Here is a 17,750-nt window from a genome sequence, read left to right as displayed (position 1 = left end):
GGACCCGTGAGAACCCGTACCGCGCGCCGGACCAGCCGGACCCTGCAGGTGGCCGGTGCAGGCACCGCCGCGCTGCTGACCCTGAGCGCCTGTTCTTCGTCCGACTCGGATTCCTCCGCGAAGTCCGGCTCCTCGTCTTCCTCGTCGCCGAAGCTGTCCGGCACGGTGACCGTCTTCGCCGCCGCCTCCCTCAAGGAGAGCTTCACGACCCTGGGCAAGGAGTTCGAGAAGCAACACCCGGGTACGAAGGTGACCTTCAGCTTCGGCGGCAGCGACTCTCTCGCCGCGAGCATCACCGGCGGCGCGCCGGCCGACGTGTTCGCCGCGGCCAGCCCCAAGACGATGAAGATCGTCACCGACGCGGGCGACGTCTCCGGCACGCCCGCCACCTTCGTTCGCAACCAGTTGGAGATCGCCACCCTGCCGGGCAACCCCGACAAGATCTCCTCCCTCGAGGACCTCACCAAGTCGAGCCTGAAGGTCGTGCTCTGCGACAAGGAGGTGCCGTGCGGCTCCGCCGCCCAGAAAGCCCTCGACGCCAGCAGTCTCGAGCTCACCCCGGTGTCGTACGAGCAGGACGTCAAGAGCGCCCTGACCAAGGTCGAGCTGAAGGAGGCCGATGCGGCGGTCGTGTACAAGACCGATGTGAAGGCGGCCGGTGACAAGGTGGAGGGCGTGGAGCTCCCCGAGTCGGCCAACGCCGTCAACGACTACCCGATCGCCCTGCTCAAGGACGCCCCCAACGCCGAGGCCTCCAAGGCGTTCATCGCGCTGGTGCAGTCCGCCGAGGGCCAGAAGGTCCTGACCGGGGCCGGGTTCCTGAAGCCGTGACCTCGACCGTCAAGTCCGACGCCGCGACCGACACCCTCCAGGGTGGGCCGCGGCGTCGACGTGTCCGGGCGGGTGGCGGCCGCGGCGTACCGCTGCCTCTGCTCGTGCCCGCGCTGATCGGCCTGGCGTTCCTGATCGTGCCGCTGATCGCCATGCTCGTACGGGCCCCGTGGCGCAGCATGCCCGAGCAGCTGGCCAGCGCCGAGGTGTGGCAGGCGCTCCAGTTGTCCCTGGTCTGCGCCACGGCGGCGACCGCGGTGAGCCTGGTCATCGGGGTGCCACTGGCCTGGCTGCTGGCCCGGGTCGAGTTCCCCGGACGCGGCCTCGTCCGCGCTCTCGTCACGCTCCCGCTCGTCCTGCCACCGGTCGTGGGCGGCGTGGCGCTGCTGACAGCGCTCGGCCGCAACGGCATCGTCGGGCAGTGGCTGGACTCCTGGTTCGGCATCACATTGCCATTCACCACGGCGGGGGTCGTGGTCGCGGAGGCGTTCGTGGCGATGCCGTTCCTCGTCATCAGCGTCGAGGGCACCCTGAGGGCCGCCGACCCGCGCTATGAGGAGGCGGCGACCACCCTGGGCGCGTCCCGCTTCACCGCGTTCCGCCGGGTCACACTCCCGCTGATCGCGCCGGGCATCGCGGCCGGCGCGGTCCTGGCGTGGGCCCGTGCGCTCGGCGAGTTCGGCGCGACCATCACCTTCGCCGGCAACTTCCCCGGCCGTACACAGACCATGCCCCTCGCCGTCTACCTCGCCCTGCAGAGCGACCCGGAGGCGGCGATCGCCCTCAGCCTGGTGCTGCTGGCCGTGTCCATCGCGGTGCTGGCCGGGCTGCGCGATCGTTGGATGACAGCAGGATGACCGAGACCCACGATCTCCGCACCGGCGCCGCCCTGGACGGGCTCGACGCCCGCCTCGTGGTGGACCGCGGCGCCTTCCGCCTCGACGTGGCGCTGACCGCCGCGCCCGGCGAGGTTGTCGCCCTGCTCGGCCCGAACGGCGCCGGCAAGACCACAGCCCTGCGCGCGCTCGCCGGCCTGACACCGCTCACCGGAGGTCACCTGCGGCTGGACGGCGCGACGCTGGAGCGTACGCCGCCGGAGTCCCGCCCGGTCGGCGTCGTCTTCCAGGACTACCTGCTCTTCCCTCACCTGACCGCCCTGGACAACGTGGCGTTCGGGCCGCGCTGCCAGGGGGCGACCAAGGCGGAGGCACGTGTGCAGGCCGCCAAGTGGCTCGACCGCCTGGGGCTCGCGGATCACACCGGCGCCAAGCCTCGCCGGCTCTCCGGCGGCCAGGCACAGCGCGTCGCCCTCGCCCGCGCCCTCGCCACCCGCCCACGCCTGCTCCTCCTGGACGAGCCCCTCGCCGCCCTCGACGCCCGTACCCGTCTGGAGGTCCGCACCCAACTCCGGCGCCACCTGGCCGAGTTCGAAGCAGTCGCCGTACTCGTCACGCACGACCCGCTCGACGCCATGGTCCTCGCCGACCGCCTGGTCGTCATCGAGCACGGCGAAGTCGTCCAGGAGGGCAGCCCGTCCGACATCGCCCGTCACCCCCGTACGGACTACATCGCGCAACTCGTCGGCCTCAACCTCTACCGGGGCCGCGCCGAGGGCCATGCAGTCCGCCTCGACGCCGGCCCCGCCATCACCACCGCGGAGGTCCTGTCCGGACCGGTCTTCGTGGCGTTCCCCCCGAGCGCCGTCACCCTCTACCGCAGCCGGCCCACCGGCTCCAGCGCCCGCAACCTCTGGCGCTGCGAGGTCGCCGGCCTGGAGACCCACGGCGACCAGATCCGCGCCGCCCTCACCGGCGATCTCCCCCTCGCCGCCGACCTCACCACGGTCGCCGCTGCCGAGATCGATCTGCACCCGGGTGCGGAGGTCTGGGCGACGGTGAAGGCGACGCAGACCCACTCCTACCCCGTCTGAGGACGCGCAGAGACCGGAGCGCGTCCATGGCCTGCGAGGCATACGCAGCAAGGACTCGCGGATCAGCGTTTCGACCGCCCGGCCGCGCCGGCCGGTCCAGGACCGTTCGATGCGTTCCAGCGCCAGGTCGCCTCGGCCGCTCCCCGGCCCGACCTCGGGATTCCACGAAGCGGCCTCCAGGGTGATCAACGAAGATGGATTCTTACGTAGATTGAATCCATCTTCGCGAACGGCGGCCTATCCGGTCGAAGGGGCGACGGAGATCAATCACAACTTCCCGAAGCACGCCGAGTACATACGGGAAGCGCCGCCCGACCTCGTGATCAGAACCACCGAACCCGGCCCCGCCCTGCCGGACACAGCTTTCCGCGACGCACTTCAGCTCGGCCTTCAGCCTCTCCGGGCGGTCGGCCAGGGGCTGATTTCAGTCTTGCTGGATGGCTGTGACGCAGCGCGCGAGCAGCCCCCGCAGGGTGTCGCGTTCCTGGGGGGTGAACTCGTCGGCGAGGCGGCGTTCGATGCGCACGGCCTGCTCGTCGGCCAGGCGTGCGGTTTCGCGGCCGGTGTCGGTGAGCCGGGTCTCCAGCATCTTCTGGTGCCACGGGTGCGCCGACCTGGTGACCAGGCCGCGTTCTTCGAGGTTCTTCAGCACGGCCGCCATGGCCTGTGGGGTGACCAGGCAGGTGCGGGCCAGCGCGGCTGCGGAGATGCCGGGGTTCTCGGCGAGGACGAACAGAGCGGCGTATTGCGCGACGGTCAGACCCACACCCTTCAGAGCGGCACTCTTGGCTGCCATGAGGGCTTGCTCCGTGCGCTTGATGTCCATTCCGAGGCGCTCGTCCGCGGTCATTCCCATGACGGTGAGCATATAGCCACGAACAGTTAGCAAGAATGGCTATGGTGACAAGGCCTTGATATAACTCAAGGCATGGACACCAAGGCTTCTTCAGCGCGCAACAAGACGAGGGCCTGTGTCAGCGGTCGAACGACGAACCCAGCTCCGCGGCCGTCGCCACCGTGCCCAGCGTCCCGTGGCCGAACGTGAACGAGCCCTTGGCCGTCACACCGGAGGCCGTGGTCGGGAAGACCCACAGGGAACCCGCGTGCGCGTTCTCGCCGGAGGCGCCGACGACCAGTTCCGTGCGGCCGTCGCGGTTGGCGTCGACCAGCTTGGCGGCACCGCCGAACTCGTCGTTCGTCTCGGCCACCCCGGGGACGTTCGCCGTGTCCTGGTTGAAGCCCACGGTGCCGGTGCCCGTGGGACCGGCTGCGGTGCCGGGGAGGACCAGGACCGAGCCCGCGTTCTTGGTCGTGCCGAGGTCCTCGTAGGGGACGCCGACGGCGATGTCGCCGTAGCCGTCACCGTTCATGTCGCCGATCGACAGCGACGCGCCGAATCCGTCGTGCACTTCGGCGGCACCGGGGACACCGGCGCTGTCCTGGTTGAAGACCTTGGCCCGGTCGCCCCGCGGGCCGGTGGTGCTGCCCGGCACGTAGGTGATCATGCCGCCCAGGGCGAGCGGATAGTCCAGATCGCTGTCGTAGCCCTCGACCGTGCGGCCCACGACGAGGTCGGCGTACTTGTCACCGTTGATCCGGCCGGCCGCGATGGTCTCGCCGCCCTGGAGGCGGTAGCCGTCCGTCCGTCTGACGACGGTGCAGTTCTCGCCGAGGCCGGTGGCACCGCCGTTACGGATGAGGATGCGCCGGGCGTCGAACTCGTCGCTGTCGTGGACGACGGCGGCCAGGTCGTCGCGGCCGTCGCCGTCGAAGTCGCCCGCGGCGAGGTCCAGGTATCGCAGATCGTCCATGTCGCGGATCTCCCGGACGGGAGCGGCCGCGCTGCCGTCGCGCTTGAACGGGCCGGACAGGACGTGGGTGTTGCTCATCCCGAGGGTGACGACGTCCATCGCGCCGTCGCCATTGAAGTCGCCGACGGCGGTCTTGCCGCCGATCTCGTCGTACGGCTCGTTGCCCGTCAGGAGAGTCGCGCCACCCGACAGTCCGTGCGCGCCGCCCCAGATGACGGTGAGCGAGCCGGCCGACGTGGACGAGCCCACCTTCTCCTTTCCCGCGCCGACCACGAGGTCGCTGTACCCGTCCCTGTCCAGGTCGGCGGAGACCATCGAGCCGCCGAACGCGTCATCTGCCTCGGCGGCGTCCGGAATTCCGGGCGAGTCCTGGGTGAAGACCTGCTTGGTGGGGGTCCGCAGACCGCTCCTGGAGCCGTACACCACACCCACGTACCCGGCCTTGGCCTTGCCCCCGACAGTGGCACCGGGCGCGGTGAACGCCACGTCCGGATAGCCGTCCCCGTTGAAGTCGTCGCGTCGCGGAGTCGGGGTCGGGGTCGGCACGGCCCCGGTGGGGGACGCCGAGGCCGTGGCGGGGGCCGGGGCGGGCGTCGATGCCTGGGCGTTGGGGACGGTGATCAGGGCGGTCACCACGGTGATGGCGAGGACCACGGCGGTTCCGAGGGCGCGGGATGCCACGTGGACTCCTTCGTTCAGGGATTGGGGGTTTGGGGGGTGTCAGGAGGGCGCCGGTGGGTGTTTCTGGGAGTGCGCGGGCCACCAGCACTGCACTGGCACTGTGCAGAATCAGACCGGTGACCGCGCGTGAGGGTTGTGTTCCCGGCCGGTTCCACACGGATGCACACGGAACTCCGCAGGCTCCGGCCCGATCTGATCGCCCGTCACCCGCGCGGCCGGGCGACCGTGCCATAGTCGGTTCCATGAATGCCGACGAGGCGCAGCCCACCCAACTCCTCCTGGACCGCTTCATCGCCGACGCCGGTCACGCCCTTGCCCTGGAGGCGGTCTGGGCGCACGGGTCCCTGGCGTTGGGTGACTATCAGCCGGGGCGCAGCGACCTCGACCTCGTGGCCCTCGTGGAGTCGCCGGTCACCGAGGCCCAGAGGCGACAACTCGTTCTTCTGCACCGCACGTTGATCGCGGATGTGCCGATGGCCGCGAAGCTGCACTGCTCCTATGTGGTGCGGTCGCAACTCCCGGACGTGGGCCGTGATCATGTGACCTGGGCTCAGGGCCGGTTGTTCGAGCGGCCGGTCACGGCGGTCAGCCGGCGGGAGTTGACTACGGGCGGATTGTCGCTGTTCGGCCCGGAGCCCGCCGGGCTCGTTGCGGAGGTGTCCGATCAGGAGCTGGTGGAGTTCATCCGGGGCGACCTCAAGGGCTACTGGTATCCGGCGAGCGCCAAGCGCACCCGCTGGCTCCGCGACATCTGGGTGGACCTCGGACTACTGACCCTCGCACGGGCATCGGTCACCCTGCGGGACGGGCGGCTCATCACCAAGGGGCAGGCGCTGGAGGTGCTGGCCGAGCTGGGTGCTCCCGCCGAGGTCGTCGGCGACATACACCGCCGCCGGTACGGAACCGACCCGCACCGGGCCTCCCTGCCGTGGCGTATCAGGCGGGGACACCTCGCGCGCACCTTCGTCCGGGCGGGCATCGAGCGAACGTTGTCGCAGCGGTCAGGATCCTGACGATCAGCACGCGACAGAAGCTGAATCAGTTTCATATTTTCCCTCATCGAAAACCTTCCGCCCTCCCACCCGCCGGAAGTTCTCGTTGCCGGCCCCTTGACTGTGCCAGCAGTCCCCGTCCGGCTTCCGAGCTACCTCACCGGCCCGTCGTCCTACCCGGCGGCCACGGCCAGCAGCGCGAACGCGGCGAGGGACAGGGCCGTCCGGATCCGGTGGAGGTTGTTCCAGCGGGACTCGAACGCCTCACGGGCCGCGCTGTCACCGCCGCCCTCGGACGCCGCGAGCGCCTTGTTCAGCGGGATGTTCCCGGCGATCGTGATCAGGTGGCTGCCGACCGCGCAGACCAGCGCCGCCACTGCGAGTGCCCGGTCCGCGTCGTCGTCGGCTCCCACGACCACGGCGGCCGGGAAGGCGATCACGCCGACGAAGAGGACCAGGAAGGCCGGTGAGGGCACCTTCTCGTTGAAGCGGCGCATCGCGGCCGTGAACCGCTCGTCCGGCAGTGCCGCGATGCCGGGCATGATCGCGATCAGGAACGTCAGCAGGAAGCCGGCGTAGAGGCCGGTCGTGATCACGGCGAGCGCCGGCAACAGGGAGGACATGATGCACATCATGGTGTCTGCGGACGGGCCGCACAGCCCACTTTCGTACGCCGGTGCGACCCGATGCCTCCCCCCGGTCAGTCCATCTCGCCTTCCGGTGCACCCCCGGACCCGTTGTCGTCCCCGCCGCCCTTGAGCCGGTCGGCCTGTCCGATCGCGGTCGCCAGCTTCCGTACCGAATCGTCCTCGGTCCCGGAAGCCAACTTGTCGGCCCGATAGGCGAGTTCACCGAGTCCGGGCGCGCCCGGCAGCTGACCTCCGCGCAGCGCCTCGGCGAAGTAGGCGGCGACCGCTGTCACTTGGAGCCGTTTGCTGTCGCCGCCCCACAGCGGACCGTCGATCGCTTTCGTCCCGACCGCCGCCGTCTGCTCGTGCGGGGCCCGGGTCCTGGGGTCCAGCCAGCGCACGGTCGCGGTCGCCACGTGCCCAAAGGCGCCGTCCCGGAGGTGTACGGCGTAGAGCGCCGTCACCGTGTGGCCGGGGCCGACCTCGCCGCCGTCGACTCGGTCGTTGCGGAAGTCCTCGTCGGCGACCTTCCGGTCCTCGTAACCGATCAGCTTGAACTGCTCGACGGTCTCCGGGTCGAAGGCGACCTGGGCCTTTGCATCGCGCGCCGTCAGTTCGAGGTGTGCGGGCAGTTGGTCGACGAAGACCTTTCGGGCCTGGGTCTCGTCGGCGATGTACGTGGTGTGGCCGTCGCCCTTGTTGGTGAGCTGTTCCATCAGAGCGTCGCCGTAGTCGCTGCCGACGCCGACGCCGAAGAGGGTGATGCCGTACTCGCGGCGAGCGGAGTCGATGCGTTCGAGGATGGCTTCGGCATCGGTCTCCCCGGTGTTGGCGAGGGCGTCGGAGAGCAGGACGACCCGGTTGTTGGCGCCCTTGACGCGGCCGTCGACGGCCTCGTCGTACCCGCGCCGGATGCCGGCTTCCACGTTGGTGGAGTCGGTGGGTTCCATGGAGTCGACCCGGTCGCGGATCCTGCCGCGGTGGTCCCGCAGCCGGGTCATCGGCAGCAGTGTCTTCGCCTCGTCGCTGAAGGTGACCAGGGAGATCGAGTCGTCGTCACGGAGTTCGTCGGTGAGGATGCCCAGGGACTTCTTCACCAGGTCGAGACGGCCCGGTTCGGCCATGGAGCCGGAGATGTCGACGACGAAGGTGAGCGCGGCGGGCGGGCGTTCGTCACGGGCGGGGGCGGCCCGGGTGGCCAGGCCGACCCGTACCAGCGACCAGCCGTCGGCCCCGGCACGGGCGCCGTCGACGTTCACGGTGAAGCCGTTGCCGGCCGGGCGCCGGTAGCCCTGGCGGAAGCTGTTGACGAACTCCTCGGGCCGCACGGTGGCCGGCTGCGGCAGGTTGCCGTCGGCGAGGGTGCGGCGCGCGTACCCGTACGAGGCGGTGTCGACGTCCAGGGCGAAGGTGGACAGGTAGTCGGGTGGCGCGGACTCCCGGAGCCCGTCCTGCTGCTTTTTCGAGCCGTCCGCACCCTTCGCGCCGTCGCTGTCGGCCGCACCGCCCGACGCGGCGGGTGCGGGGGCGGGGGCGCCCCGGCGGTCACTGACGGACTTGTTCTCGGTGGACGTCGCCGAACACCCGGTGAGCAGCACCCCGCCCGCCAGCAGCACACCGAGTGCCCCTCGCCATGTCCGTATGTACTTCCCTGTCCGGCATTCCATGCCCTGCCCCCAACGTCGTCGTGTCAGCGCTTGTGAATGTGACGTGCGAGACGGTGCCGAGGAGCAGACGAAGAGGTTGCGGATGGATCTCGATGCGGCAACGGCGGCCGGGAAATCGGCGGAAGGTCAAGCTCAGGACACGATGTCCTTACGGCTGAACCCCCTGAAGGCGAAAGCGAACAGGATCAGGGCATAGGTCACCGAGATCGCTGCGCCCTTCGCCATGCCGCCCCATTCCAGATCGGGCTGGAGCGCATCCGCCCAGGCGAACTGCCAGTGCGCGGGCAGGAATTCGCGCCAGGACCCGAGTGCGGTGACGGCGTCCAGCACATTGCCGACGATGGTCAGCCCGACCGCCCCGCCGACCGCGCCCAGCGGGGCGTCGGTCTTCGTCGAAAGCCAGAACGCCAGCCCGGCGGTTACCAGTTGGGAGACGAAGATGAACGCGACGACGAGCGCGAGGCGCGGCACGGTGTCCGAGGTCGCCAGCGCCCCGCCGGTGGGGAGTTCGAGCGGCCCCCAGCCGTACGCGGCGGCTCCCGCGGCCAGCGCGACGAGCGGCAGCAGCACCATCGCGGCGAGACTGAAGCCGAGCGCCACGACGAGCTTGCTCCACAGCAGCCTGGCCCGTGGCACGGGCGCCGCCAGCAGATAGCGCAGTGAGGACCAACTGGCCTCGGAGGCGACGGTGTCCCCGCAGAACAGCGCCACCGGGACGACGAGCAGGAACCCCGCGGACACGAACAGGCATGTCGCGGCGAAGTTCGCGGCGGATGCGGTCGCGGTGTCCATCAGGGTCAGCCGGTCGCCGCCGCCCCGGGAGGACGGCGTGCCGCCGATCGCGAACGCGGCGATCAGGATGAACGGCAGCGCGGCGAGCACCCCGCCCATGAGCAGGGTGCGGCGCCTGCTCAGCTGACGTACCGCCTCGACGCGCAGCGGCAGGGTGTGCCGGGCGCGGTAGCCGGGGGCCTCGGCGGCTTCTGTGACATCGACTGCGGCACTCATGCGGAGCCTCCGGAGATCAGGGTGAGGAACGCGTCCTCCAGTCGGCGGTGCGGCCCGAAACCGGTCAACGGCATGTCCAGCCGCACCAGTTCGGCGATCAGCTCGAACGAGGTGGCACCGTCGAGCCGTACGAGCAGTCCGCGGCCGTCGTCCGTACGTACGGCCGAGCCGATCCCCGGCAGTGCGGCGACCTTGCCCACAAGGGGTTCGGCCACGTCCTGCGCGCTGGTGACGAGCAGCATGTCGCCGGAGCCGGTGATCTCGGCGACCGGGCCCGCCTGGACGAGCCGGCCGCGGTCCATGACCACGAGGTGGGTGCAGGACTGTTCGACCTCGGAGAGGAGGTGGCTGGAGACGATGACGGTCCGGCCCCCGGCCGCGTACCGGATCATCACGTCGCGCATCTCGCGGATCTGGGGCGGGTCGAGTCCGTTGGTCGGTTCGTCGAGGATGAGCAGGTCCGGCATGCCGAGCATGGCCTGGGCGATGGCGAGCCGTTGCCGCATGCCTTGCGAGTACGTACGGACGGCGCGGGCCAGTGCCTCACCGAGCCCGGCGATCTCCAGGGCTTCCTCGATGTGGGCGTCCTCGGCGGGCCGTCCGGTGGCCTGCCAGTACAGCTCCAGGTTGGCGCGCCCGGACAGGTGCGGCAGGAAGCCGGCTCCTTCGACGAACGAGCCGACGCGGGACAGCACGGGCGCGCCCGGCCGGATGGCCTGCCCGAAGACACGGATCTCGCCGTCGTCGGGCGTGATGAGCCCCATCAGCATGCGCAGGGTGGTGGTCTTGCCCGCGCCGTTGGGTCCGAGGAGGCCGAGCACCTGCCCCTTCTCGACCCGGAAGGACAGTTCCTTCACGGCATACCTGTCGGAGGACTTGGCGTACTTCTTCGACAGGCCGGTGATCCGGAGGGGCACTTCGGCGAGTGCCGGATCGGGCGCCGGGGTCGCCGTGCGCCGTCGCACGGTGAGCAGCAACGCGGCGGCGATCACAACAGCGCCGGCCGGAAGCCCCCAGGTCCACCAGGGCAGGGTGGCCGCTGCGGTCTTCAGTGCGGGGGCGGTGGGGACGGTCAGCGGGCCGTCTGTGGTCACCTTGTACGTCGTCGGCTCGGCCGGTGAGGCGTAACCGAGGTCGGTGGCGGAGAGGACCAGGCGGAGCCGGTGTCCTGCGTCGAATTGGTGGTCGATGGCGGGGAGCGTCAGCTGCACGCCCTTGCCCTGCTGAGACTGCGGGATCCGGAAGGGCGCGACCAACTGGGAGGGCAGCACCTGCTGCTTGCCGTCCGGCGACACGTCGTACACCTTCCCGAACAGCACGGCGTCACCCCGTTCGGCGTCGACGTCGACCCGCACGGTCGGGGAGCCGGTGACGCGCAGGGACTTGTCCAGCGGCGCCGAGTCGAAGCGGGCGAACTGTCCGGGGAAGTCGATCGAGAGGCCGACGCCGAGGGAGGACAGCTGGGAGAGTCCGCCGCCGACGCCGGGAACGGCGGAGATGGCGGGCGGGTTGGCCCCGGCGGGGTTACGGAACGTCTGCGTCCGACGCCCGAGGTCGATCGTTTCTCGTCCGCTGCTCAGTCCCGGGTACGTATCGCTGGTCGCCCCGCGCGTGAGGGCTGCCCCGTCGGTGGAGTCGATGCCGCCGGTCCGGGTGACGCGGAATCCGGGTCCGGTGTCGGCGCCCTTGTCGCCCTTCAGATACCGGTCGAACCATCCGCCGATCCGCTGTCGCACCCGGTCGGTCTCCAGGTCACCGCCGTCGTGCCCACCGGCGATCCAGTCGACGGCGACCGGCGCGCCGTTGCCGCTTATCGCCTCGGCCATGGCGTCGGCCTGTCCGAGCGGGAAGAGGGAGTCGGACTGCCCCTGCACGATGAGCGCGGGCACCTTGATGCGGTCGGCGACGGCGCTCGGGGAACGCTCGGTCAGCAGCGCTCGCGCGGCGGCGTCCGGCTTCCCGCTGACGGCGACCCGTTCGTACATGTCGCAGAGCTGCTTCTCGAACTTCTGGCACCCGCCACCGGTGGTGACGAAGATTCCGGCCCAGAGCTTCTTGAAGACCCCGTCGGGGAAGAGGGCGTCGGACAGGTTCCAGTAGGTGATCTGCGGTGCGATGGCATCGACGCGCCTGTCGTACCCGGCTGCGAGGAGCGAGACGGCTCCGCCGTAGGAGGCCCCGGTGACCCCGACCCGGGGGTCACCCTTGGCGTCGAGCTCCACCTCGGGCCGGTCCGCCAGCCGGTCGATCAGCCGGGACACGTCCTTGACCTCGCGGTCGGGGGCGTTGAGTGCGATCTCCCCACCCGACTTCCCGAACCCGCGGGCGGACCAGGTCAGCACGGCGTACCCGGCACCGGCCAGCTGTTCGGCCTGCGCCCGTACATCGTTCTTGCTGCCGCCGAATCCGTGCCCGATCAGCACGGCGGGCCTGCGCTGTGTGCCCCCGGTGGTGAAGTAGGAGGTGTCGATGGACACGCCGTCCACGCGCATCATCCGGTCCTGGCGGTGCACGGTGGGCCCGCCGTCGTCGGCGGTTGCGGTCCAGGTGCCCGCACCGGCCAGCACGACGAGCGCCGCGAGGCCCGCGGCCCACCGGCCGCGTTTACGGGGCAGCAGTCGCCGCCACCGGGACGTACGCGCAATTGGGGTCTCCATGGTTCACGACCCTAAGCCGACAGTCGCCGTGCGCAGGCAGCCGCCAGGGGGAACTCTCCGGCCTTCTTGCGGCGTACGGCACTCCCCGCCGTACTCCATGCGCGGTATGCCGCGCCGTTCGGGCGGGCGCGTTCGACACGGCCGCGCAATCGGATCGCGGGAGCCCTCGTGGGCTGGCACCCTGCCGACATGAATCACGCAGAGGTACTGCTCATCGGCGGGCGCGCGGGCGTAGGCAAGTCGACCGTGGCCTGGGAGGTTTCGGCGCAGCTGCGGGCCGTCGAGGCGGCGCACGCGGTCGTGGAGGGCGATCTGATGGGCCAGGTCCATCCGGCGCCGGAGGGCGATCCGCACCGCGCGGGGATCACCGAGCGCAATCTGACGGCGGTCTGGTCCAACTTCGCGGAACTCGGCTACCGGCGCCTGATCTACACGAACACGGTGAGCGTACTGCCGGAGTCTGCGGTGATGTTCGAGCGTGCGATGGGTGCGGACGTACGGATCGTCCGCATCCTGCTCACCGCCTCCGATGCCACGACGTACGGCCGGCTCTCGGGACGCGAGATCGGCTCGGAACTGGACCGTGAGGTGGCGAACAGTGTCCGCAAGGCCCGTCTCCTGGACGTGCATTCACCGGCGGACACGGTCCGGGTGGCGACGGACGGGCGGAAGGTGACGGACATCGCGCGCGAGGTGGTGGCCGTCACGGGGTGGGGGGACCCGGTGGGCCCGGCCGTCCGACCGGGCCCACCGTGGTCCTGAGTGACTCACATGGTGTTGACGATGAGGCCGATGTGGGTGAAGTAGTTGAGCCCGCCGAAGAGCAGGAACGCCAGTCCGGCCAGACCCCAGACGACTCCGATGACCGGAGCCATCCAGCTCTTGGGCCGGTGCAGCGCGAACGGGAACAGGAGCGCGCCGATGCCCACGAGGACGTACAGCCCGGACATGAAGCTCGCTTCCACCATCGGCCACTTCGCGAATTCTCCGGAGATGGGTTCCTCGGGCGGCGCGGCGAAGAGGGTGTATTTCCAGCCTGCGGCGGCGATCCCGAAGCAGGCGAGCCCGAGACCGAACACGAAGACGGAGATGGGCGAGGCGACGCGGGCCGTGCGGACGATGCGGTCGGCGCTGTTGAGTTCGGCGCCGCGTTTCCAGAGGTAGAAGGACGCGGCCAGCAGAAAGACACCGAAGGCGAGTGCCGGCTCGCCGAAGATGACGTTGTCGAACGAGAAGCCCTGTCCGGCGAGCGGCCAGGTCAGGGTCATATGGAGGCCGGTGGTGACAAGAGTGAAGCCGATGGCCCCGAACGCCAGCACCCAGCCGTCGGGGGTGATGGTGCGCCCGGACGCGAGGAGCTGACGCCCCAGCGCCACCACGAGCAACAGTCCGGCACCGGCGGCCACCGCCATGATCGTGTTGTACGTCGGCATCCTGGCCCAGTCGATCTTCAGGCCGGATGCCGCCAGGGGGATGGCATGGTGGGTCATGCGCGGAGCGTAACGCCAGATATACCCCTTATAGGGCATTAACTCTTTTGCTCGGGTTACGGGTCAGGCTGTCGCTCCCGCCGGGAGCGCGGCGCCGGGCGGCGGGTACGGGGACTCCCGCGGCAGGAGTTCCGCCGCGTCGTCGAGCCGCCCGGCCCGCACCAGTTCGTGGATCTGCCGGGCGAGCGGGGTGACGTCACGGATCGACACCGTCCACTCGTCCGCGTATCGCCGCGCCGCTTCACCGGAGAGCCCGAGCTGGAGGGAACGGTACGGAAGCCGGTCCAGGCAAAGGCCGCGCTCGGGGTCCCACTGGACACGGGCCGGGCTTCGGCGCAGGTTGCGCTGCCAGGCGGCGCGGTCGGGGTGAACTCCCCTGACGTAATGCGAGAGTTCGGAGTTCGCCAGGGCCCAGTCGAAGCCCTCACGGGTGATCTCGACGGCCAGGACGGTCTCCTGGCCCTCCTTCATGGCCCAGCCGCAGCGGTACATCATCCACAGGAAGCTCGGCTTGATCCATGTCATGCGGTCGCGCTTCCAGACTTCCGGGAAGCGCCCGTCGCGCACGGCCGGAAGACCGATGAGCGGGGCGTACGCCTGGTAGACGGTGACGGTCGTATCCGTGTACTGGGCGCGGATCTCGTGCTGTGGCCTGGTCGGGGCGGTCATGACCACATCACAGCACCGGTTCGGCCGGCACGGCGAGCGAGTTTCGGGTGCGTCGGAGCCCCCGGCGTCTGCTTTCGCGGCTCCCCTTTTCCGGCCGGGGCGGACGGGCCCTGGCATGTCCCGCGAGCCGGTGCAGCCCCTTCGAGCATTACCTGGGAGGTAATTGAGGTGGCCCCGCACCGGTCATTACCGTCCCCGTATGGGCATGCGTTCCACAGAAGACGACGGAGTCCTGGGGCTGCTCCTGCGTGACCTGCGGCGCCAGAAATCGCTCAGCAAGCAGGTACTTGCCGAGCGGGCCGGCTTTTCCCTGAACCATCTGAGGAGAATCGAGGCCTGCGAGCAGACGCCCGACGCCGAGACGGTTCTCCGCATCGCCCGGGCGCTCGGGCTGCCGCCCGCGCACCGACAGCAGCTCGTCGCCCGTGCGACCGCGGCGGGAAGGCTGCGCTGGTACGACAGCGTCCCCCCGTTGCCTGCTGACGTTCGCCCGGCTCTGGAGAAGGTGCTGACGGCCATGAACCGTATCCGGCCATGGTCACCGACAGCTGCTGGAACATCGTGGCTCTCAACCACACGATGGAAATGCTGATGAGCGATGTCGCCGGCCATCTCCTGGCGCCCGCCAATTTTCTCCGCATCATTCTGCACCCGGAGGGGATGGCGCCACATCTGACCAATCTTCCCCAGGTGAGATACCACGTCATACGAATGCTCCGGCGATGGAGCGTCATCACCGGGGACGGTCGCCTACGGGAATTGGAAGCGTCCGTAGTGGGCCTTCCATCGGCGCAGGATGCCGAATTGACCAAATCCGAGGAAGCCGAATTCGCCGCATCCAGGGAGGCGGACCGCCTGCTTCTGCCCATCGAGCTGTACCGGGAGGGGCACCTGTTGACCTTCTTCCACATCGTCACCTCGTTCGGCGAGCGCCCCGGCACCCTCTTCTCCGATCTTCCATCCGGTCCGCTGAGCGGCATCGCGCTCGAATCGTTCCTGCCGGCGAATACCGAGACCCGGTTCCTCCTCGGTTCGCCCGCCCCGGTGTTCCCCGATGCCGGGAGCACCTCCGGGCCCACTCGGCACACACCTCCAGATCAGCAGCATGACAACGAAAGGAAGACCTCATGATGTCGTCCCAGAACGCTGGTACGGTCCCGGCGACGGGCGCCGCCCGTTCCGACAGCCTTCTCCGATTCGCCCTCGTGGCGGACGTGATCCTGACCGGTGCGAACGGCATCGGATACCTCGTACTCGCCACGGTCCTGGACTCGTTCCTCGGCGTGCCCCTCTCGGTCCAGTACCCGGTGGGTGTGTTCCTCACGGTGTACGCCCTGTGGGTGCTGGTCGTCTCCCGTCAGGAGAACATCAACCGCGGCGCGGTCGCCGTCATCATCACCTTGAACGTGGCCTGGGCCGTGGCCGGCGTCGCGGCGGTCGCCGTGGACGCACTGACCGCGACGGGGATCGGCAACGGCTGGATCGTGTTCCAGGGCCTGGTCGTGGCGGCCATGGGCGCACTCCAGTACATGGGCCTGCGGCGCATGTGAGTGCGCGCCGGGCAGGGTTGAACCGAGGCCGGCACACCATCAGCGGGACGTCAGGGCCATGCCAGGCCCCTCTGGCGGACTCTTACCTGCGAACGGGACGGGAAACCGGACCGGAAACACGCAGAGGTGCCCGGAGTGGTTTATCGGGGACCGCGCGCAAGCAAGGTCGGGCCCTCAACGGTCCACACAGGTTCGAATCCTGCCCTCTCCGCAGCACGCAGCAATGGATCCGGCCCTGCACTCCATCAGGAGCGCGGGGGTGCCGCGGGCATGGCGACGGCCCGTACGGATACAGCTTCCGTACGGGCCGTCGGTGCAGAAGGGCAGTGGGGTCAGTGGTTGCGCGGGAAGCCCAGGTCCACGCCCGCCGGGGCGTCGGCCGGGTCCGGCCAGCGGGTGGTGACGACCTTGCCGCGGGTGTAGAAGTGCACGCCGTCGTTGCCGTAGATGTGGTGGTCGCCGAAGAGGGAGTCCTTCCAGCCACCGAAGGAGTGGTAGCCGACCGGCACCGGGATCGGCACGTTGACGCCGACCATGCCGGCCTCGATCTCCAACTGGAAGCGGCGGGCGGCGCCGCCGTCACGGGTGAAGATCGCGGTGCCGTTGCCGAACGGCGAGGCGTTCATGAGGACGACGCCCTCTTCGTACGTCTCGGTACGCAGGACGCACAGGACCGGGCCGAAGATCTCGTCCTTGTACGCGTCCGAGTCGGTGGACACGTTGTCGAGGAGGGAGAGGCCGATCCAGTGGCCGTCCTCGAAGCCCTCGACGGTGAAGCCGGTGCCGTCGAGGACGACGTCGGCGCCCTGGGCGGCCGCGCCCTTGACGTAGGAGGCGACCTTGTCGCGGTGGGCGGAGGTGATCAGCGGGCCCATCTCGGACGTCGGGTCGTTGCCGGGGCCGATCTTGATCTTCTCGGCGCGCTCCTTGATCTTGGCGACGAGCTCGTCGGCGATGGAGCCGACCGCGACGACCGCGGAGATCGCCATGCAGCGCTCACCGGCGGAGCCGTACGCGGCGGAGACGGCGGCATCGGCCGCGGCGTCGAGGTCCGCGTCCGGCAGCACCAGCATGTGGTTCTTCGCGCCGCCGAGTGCCTGGACGCGCTTGCCGTTGGCGGAGGCGGTGGCGTGGATGTAGCGGGCGATCGGGGTGGAGCCCACGAAGGAGACCGCGGCCACGTCGGGGTGGCCCAGCAGGCCGTCGACGGCGACCTTGTCGCCGTGCAGGACGTTCAGCACACCGTCCGGCAGACCGGCCTCGGCGGCCAGCTCGGCCAGCAGGTTGGCGGTCGACGGGTCCTTCTCGCTGGGCTTGAGCACAAAGGTGTTTCCGCAGGCGATGGCGAGCGGGAACATCCACATCGGCACCATGGCCGGGAAGTTGAACGGGGTGATACCGGCGACGACACCGAGCGACTGGCGGATGGAGGAGACGTCGACCCGGCTGGAGACCTGGGTGGACAGCTCGCCCTTGAGCTGGGTGGTGATGCCGCAGGCCAGCTCGACGATCTCCAGACCGCGGGCGACCTCGCCCAGCGCGTCCGAGTGCACCTTGCCGTGCTCGGCGGTGATCAGCGCGGCGATCTCGTCGCGGTGGGCGTCGAGCAGCGCGCGGTAGCGGAAGAGGACCGCGGTGCGGGCGGCCAGCGAGGACGTGCCCCAGGTGGCGTAGGCGTCCTTGGCGGCGGCGACCGCGGCGTCGACCTCTTCGAGCGATGCGAGCGCGACCTGGGTGGTGACGGCGCCGGTGGCCGGGTCGGTGACCGGGCCGTAGTTGCCCGACGCACCCTCGACGGTCTTGCCACCGATCCAGTGGTTGACGGTCTTCATGAC

At 69.9% G+C, this 17,750-nt stretch carries 17 protein-coding genes; 8 read left to right on the top strand and 9 right to left on the bottom strand.

Features of this window, described 5'->3' with window-relative positions:
• The first annotated feature begins 6 nt into the window (after positions 1–6).
• The 3 genes from modA to OG953_RS28395 are packed head-to-tail and all read left to right on the top strand — an operon-like array spanning position 7 to position 2,761.
• Positions 7–831: a molybdate ABC transporter substrate-binding protein gene (gene modA / locus OG953_RS28405; protein ID WP_405687822.1), complete on the top strand. Its 825-nt coding sequence runs from the start codon at positions 7–9 to the stop codon at positions 829–831.
• On the top strand, positions 828–1,688 hold the full coding sequence (gene modB, locus OG953_RS28400; protein WP_405687820.1) for a molybdate ABC transporter permease subunit: 861 nt from the start codon (positions 828–830) through the stop codon (positions 1,686–1,688). Before modA ends, modB begins: the two co-directional genes overlap by 4 nt.
• The gene (locus OG953_RS28395; RefSeq protein ID WP_405687818.1) at positions 1,685–2,761 is read left to right on the top strand and encodes an ABC transporter ATP-binding protein; all 1,077 of its coding nucleotides are present in this window, start codon (positions 1,685–1,687) and stop codon (positions 2,759–2,761) included. The genes modB and OG953_RS28395 overlap by 4 nt, the downstream gene beginning before the upstream one ends.
• 424 nt (positions 2,762–3,185) lie before the next feature.
• Here the strand turns inward: OG953_RS28395 and OG953_RS28390 are convergent, their stop codons facing one another.
• Positions 3,186–3,617 carry a MarR family winged helix-turn-helix transcriptional regulator gene (locus OG953_RS28390; RefSeq protein WP_405687816.1) on the bottom strand — a complete coding sequence of 144 codons (432 nt, stop codon included), beginning with the start codon at positions 3,615–3,617 and terminating at the stop codon, positions 3,186–3,188.
• A 118-nt stretch (positions 3,618–3,735) separates the two neighbouring features.
• On the bottom strand, positions 3,736–5,253 hold the full coding sequence (locus OG953_RS28385) for an FG-GAP repeat protein (RefSeq protein WP_405687815.1): 1,518 nt from the start codon (positions 5,251–5,253) through the stop codon (positions 3,736–3,738).
• A gap of 242 nt (positions 5,254–5,495) precedes the next feature.
• Between OG953_RS28385 and OG953_RS28380 the strand changes: the two genes are divergently transcribed.
• Positions 5,496–6,266 carry a nucleotidyltransferase domain-containing protein gene (locus OG953_RS28380; protein WP_405687814.1) on the top strand — a complete coding sequence of 257 codons (771 nt, stop codon included), beginning with the start codon at positions 5,496–5,498 and terminating at the stop codon, positions 6,264–6,266.
• 152 nt (positions 6,267–6,418) lie between these two features.
• Here the strand turns inward: OG953_RS28380 and OG953_RS28375 are convergent, their stop codons facing one another.
• The 4 genes from OG953_RS28375 to OG953_RS28360 all read right to left on the bottom strand — a co-directional run bounded on the left by OG953_RS28375 (position 6,419) and on the right by OG953_RS28360 (position 12,206).
• Entirely contained in the window at positions 6,419–6,868 is a 450-nt protein-coding gene (locus tag OG953_RS28375) for a DUF1772 domain-containing protein (RefSeq protein WP_405687813.1), read from the bottom strand.
• A 77-nt stretch (positions 6,869–6,945) separates the two neighbouring features.
• Positions 6,946–8,541: a von Willebrand factor type A domain-containing protein gene (locus OG953_RS28370; protein ID WP_405687812.1), complete on the bottom strand. Its 1,596-nt coding sequence runs from the start codon at positions 8,539–8,541 to the stop codon at positions 6,946–6,948.
• Positions 8,542–8,673: 132 nt separating this feature from the next.
• Positions 8,674–9,549, bottom strand: coding sequence for an ABC transporter permease (locus tag OG953_RS28365; protein ID WP_405687811.1), 876 nt, complete (start codon positions 9,547–9,549; stop codon positions 8,674–8,676).
• Positions 9,546–12,206: an alpha/beta fold hydrolase gene (locus OG953_RS28360; RefSeq protein ID WP_405687810.1), complete on the bottom strand. Its 2,661-nt coding sequence runs from the start codon at positions 12,204–12,206 to the stop codon at positions 9,546–9,548. The genes OG953_RS28365 and OG953_RS28360 overlap by 4 nt, the downstream gene beginning before the upstream one ends.
• A gap of 189 nt (positions 12,207–12,395) precedes the next feature.
• Between OG953_RS28360 and OG953_RS28355 the strand changes: the two genes are divergently transcribed.
• Positions 12,396–12,968: a hypothetical protein gene (locus tag OG953_RS28355; protein WP_405687808.1), complete on the top strand. Its 573-nt coding sequence runs from the start codon at positions 12,396–12,398 to the stop codon at positions 12,966–12,968.
• Positions 12,969–12,973: 5 nt separating this feature from the next.
• Here the strand turns inward: OG953_RS28355 and OG953_RS28350 are convergent, their stop codons facing one another.
• Together OG953_RS28350 and OG953_RS28345 are read right to left on the bottom strand one after the other, a co-directional pair.
• On the bottom strand, positions 12,974–13,696 hold the full coding sequence (locus OG953_RS28350; RefSeq protein ID WP_405687806.1) for a DUF981 domain-containing protein: 723 nt from the start codon (positions 13,694–13,696) through the stop codon (positions 12,974–12,976).
• A gap of 63 nt (positions 13,697–13,759) precedes the next feature.
• Positions 13,760–14,365: a DUF4291 domain-containing protein gene (locus tag OG953_RS28345; protein ID WP_405687804.1), complete on the bottom strand. Its 606-nt coding sequence runs from the start codon at positions 14,363–14,365 to the stop codon at positions 13,760–13,762.
• A 205-nt stretch (positions 14,366–14,570) separates the two neighbouring features.
• Here OG953_RS28345 and OG953_RS28340 point away from each other — a divergent pair, with 205 nt between their 5' ends.
• Genes OG953_RS28340 through OG953_RS28330 form a run of 3 tightly spaced genes read left to right on the top strand, consistent with a single transcriptional unit; the run spans position 14,571 to position 15,915 of the window.
• A complete protein-coding gene (locus tag OG953_RS28340) occupies positions 14,571–14,957 on the top strand; it encodes a helix-turn-helix domain-containing protein (RefSeq protein WP_405687803.1) in 387 nt (128 codons plus the stop codon).
• A complete protein-coding gene (locus OG953_RS28335; RefSeq protein WP_405687802.1) occupies positions 14,900–15,496 on the top strand; it encodes a hypothetical protein in 597 nt (198 codons plus the stop codon). The genes OG953_RS28340 and OG953_RS28335 overlap by 58 nt, the downstream gene beginning before the upstream one ends.
• Positions 15,493–15,915, top strand: a complete 423-nt coding sequence (locus OG953_RS28330; RefSeq protein WP_405687801.1) for a hypothetical protein — start codon at positions 15,493–15,495, stop codon at positions 15,913–15,915. Before OG953_RS28335 ends, OG953_RS28330 begins: the two co-directional genes overlap by 4 nt.
• A 332-nt stretch (positions 15,916–16,247) precedes the next feature.
• On the opposite strand, the gene OG953_RS28325 is transcribed toward OG953_RS28330, so the two are convergent.
• A complete protein-coding gene (locus OG953_RS28325; protein ID WP_405687799.1) occupies positions 16,248–17,747 on the bottom strand; it encodes a CoA-acylating methylmalonate-semialdehyde dehydrogenase in 1,500 nt (499 codons plus the stop codon).
• Between the last annotated feature and the right edge of the window lie 3 nt (positions 17,748–17,750).

Source organism: Streptomyces sp. NBC_00057, from assembly GCF_045041165.1.
GTDB lineage: Bacteria > Actinomycetota > Actinomycetes > Streptomycetales > Streptomycetaceae > Streptomyces.
Note: the sequence above shows the minus strand (reverse complement) of the source record. Positions and strands in the feature narration are given on the sequence as shown.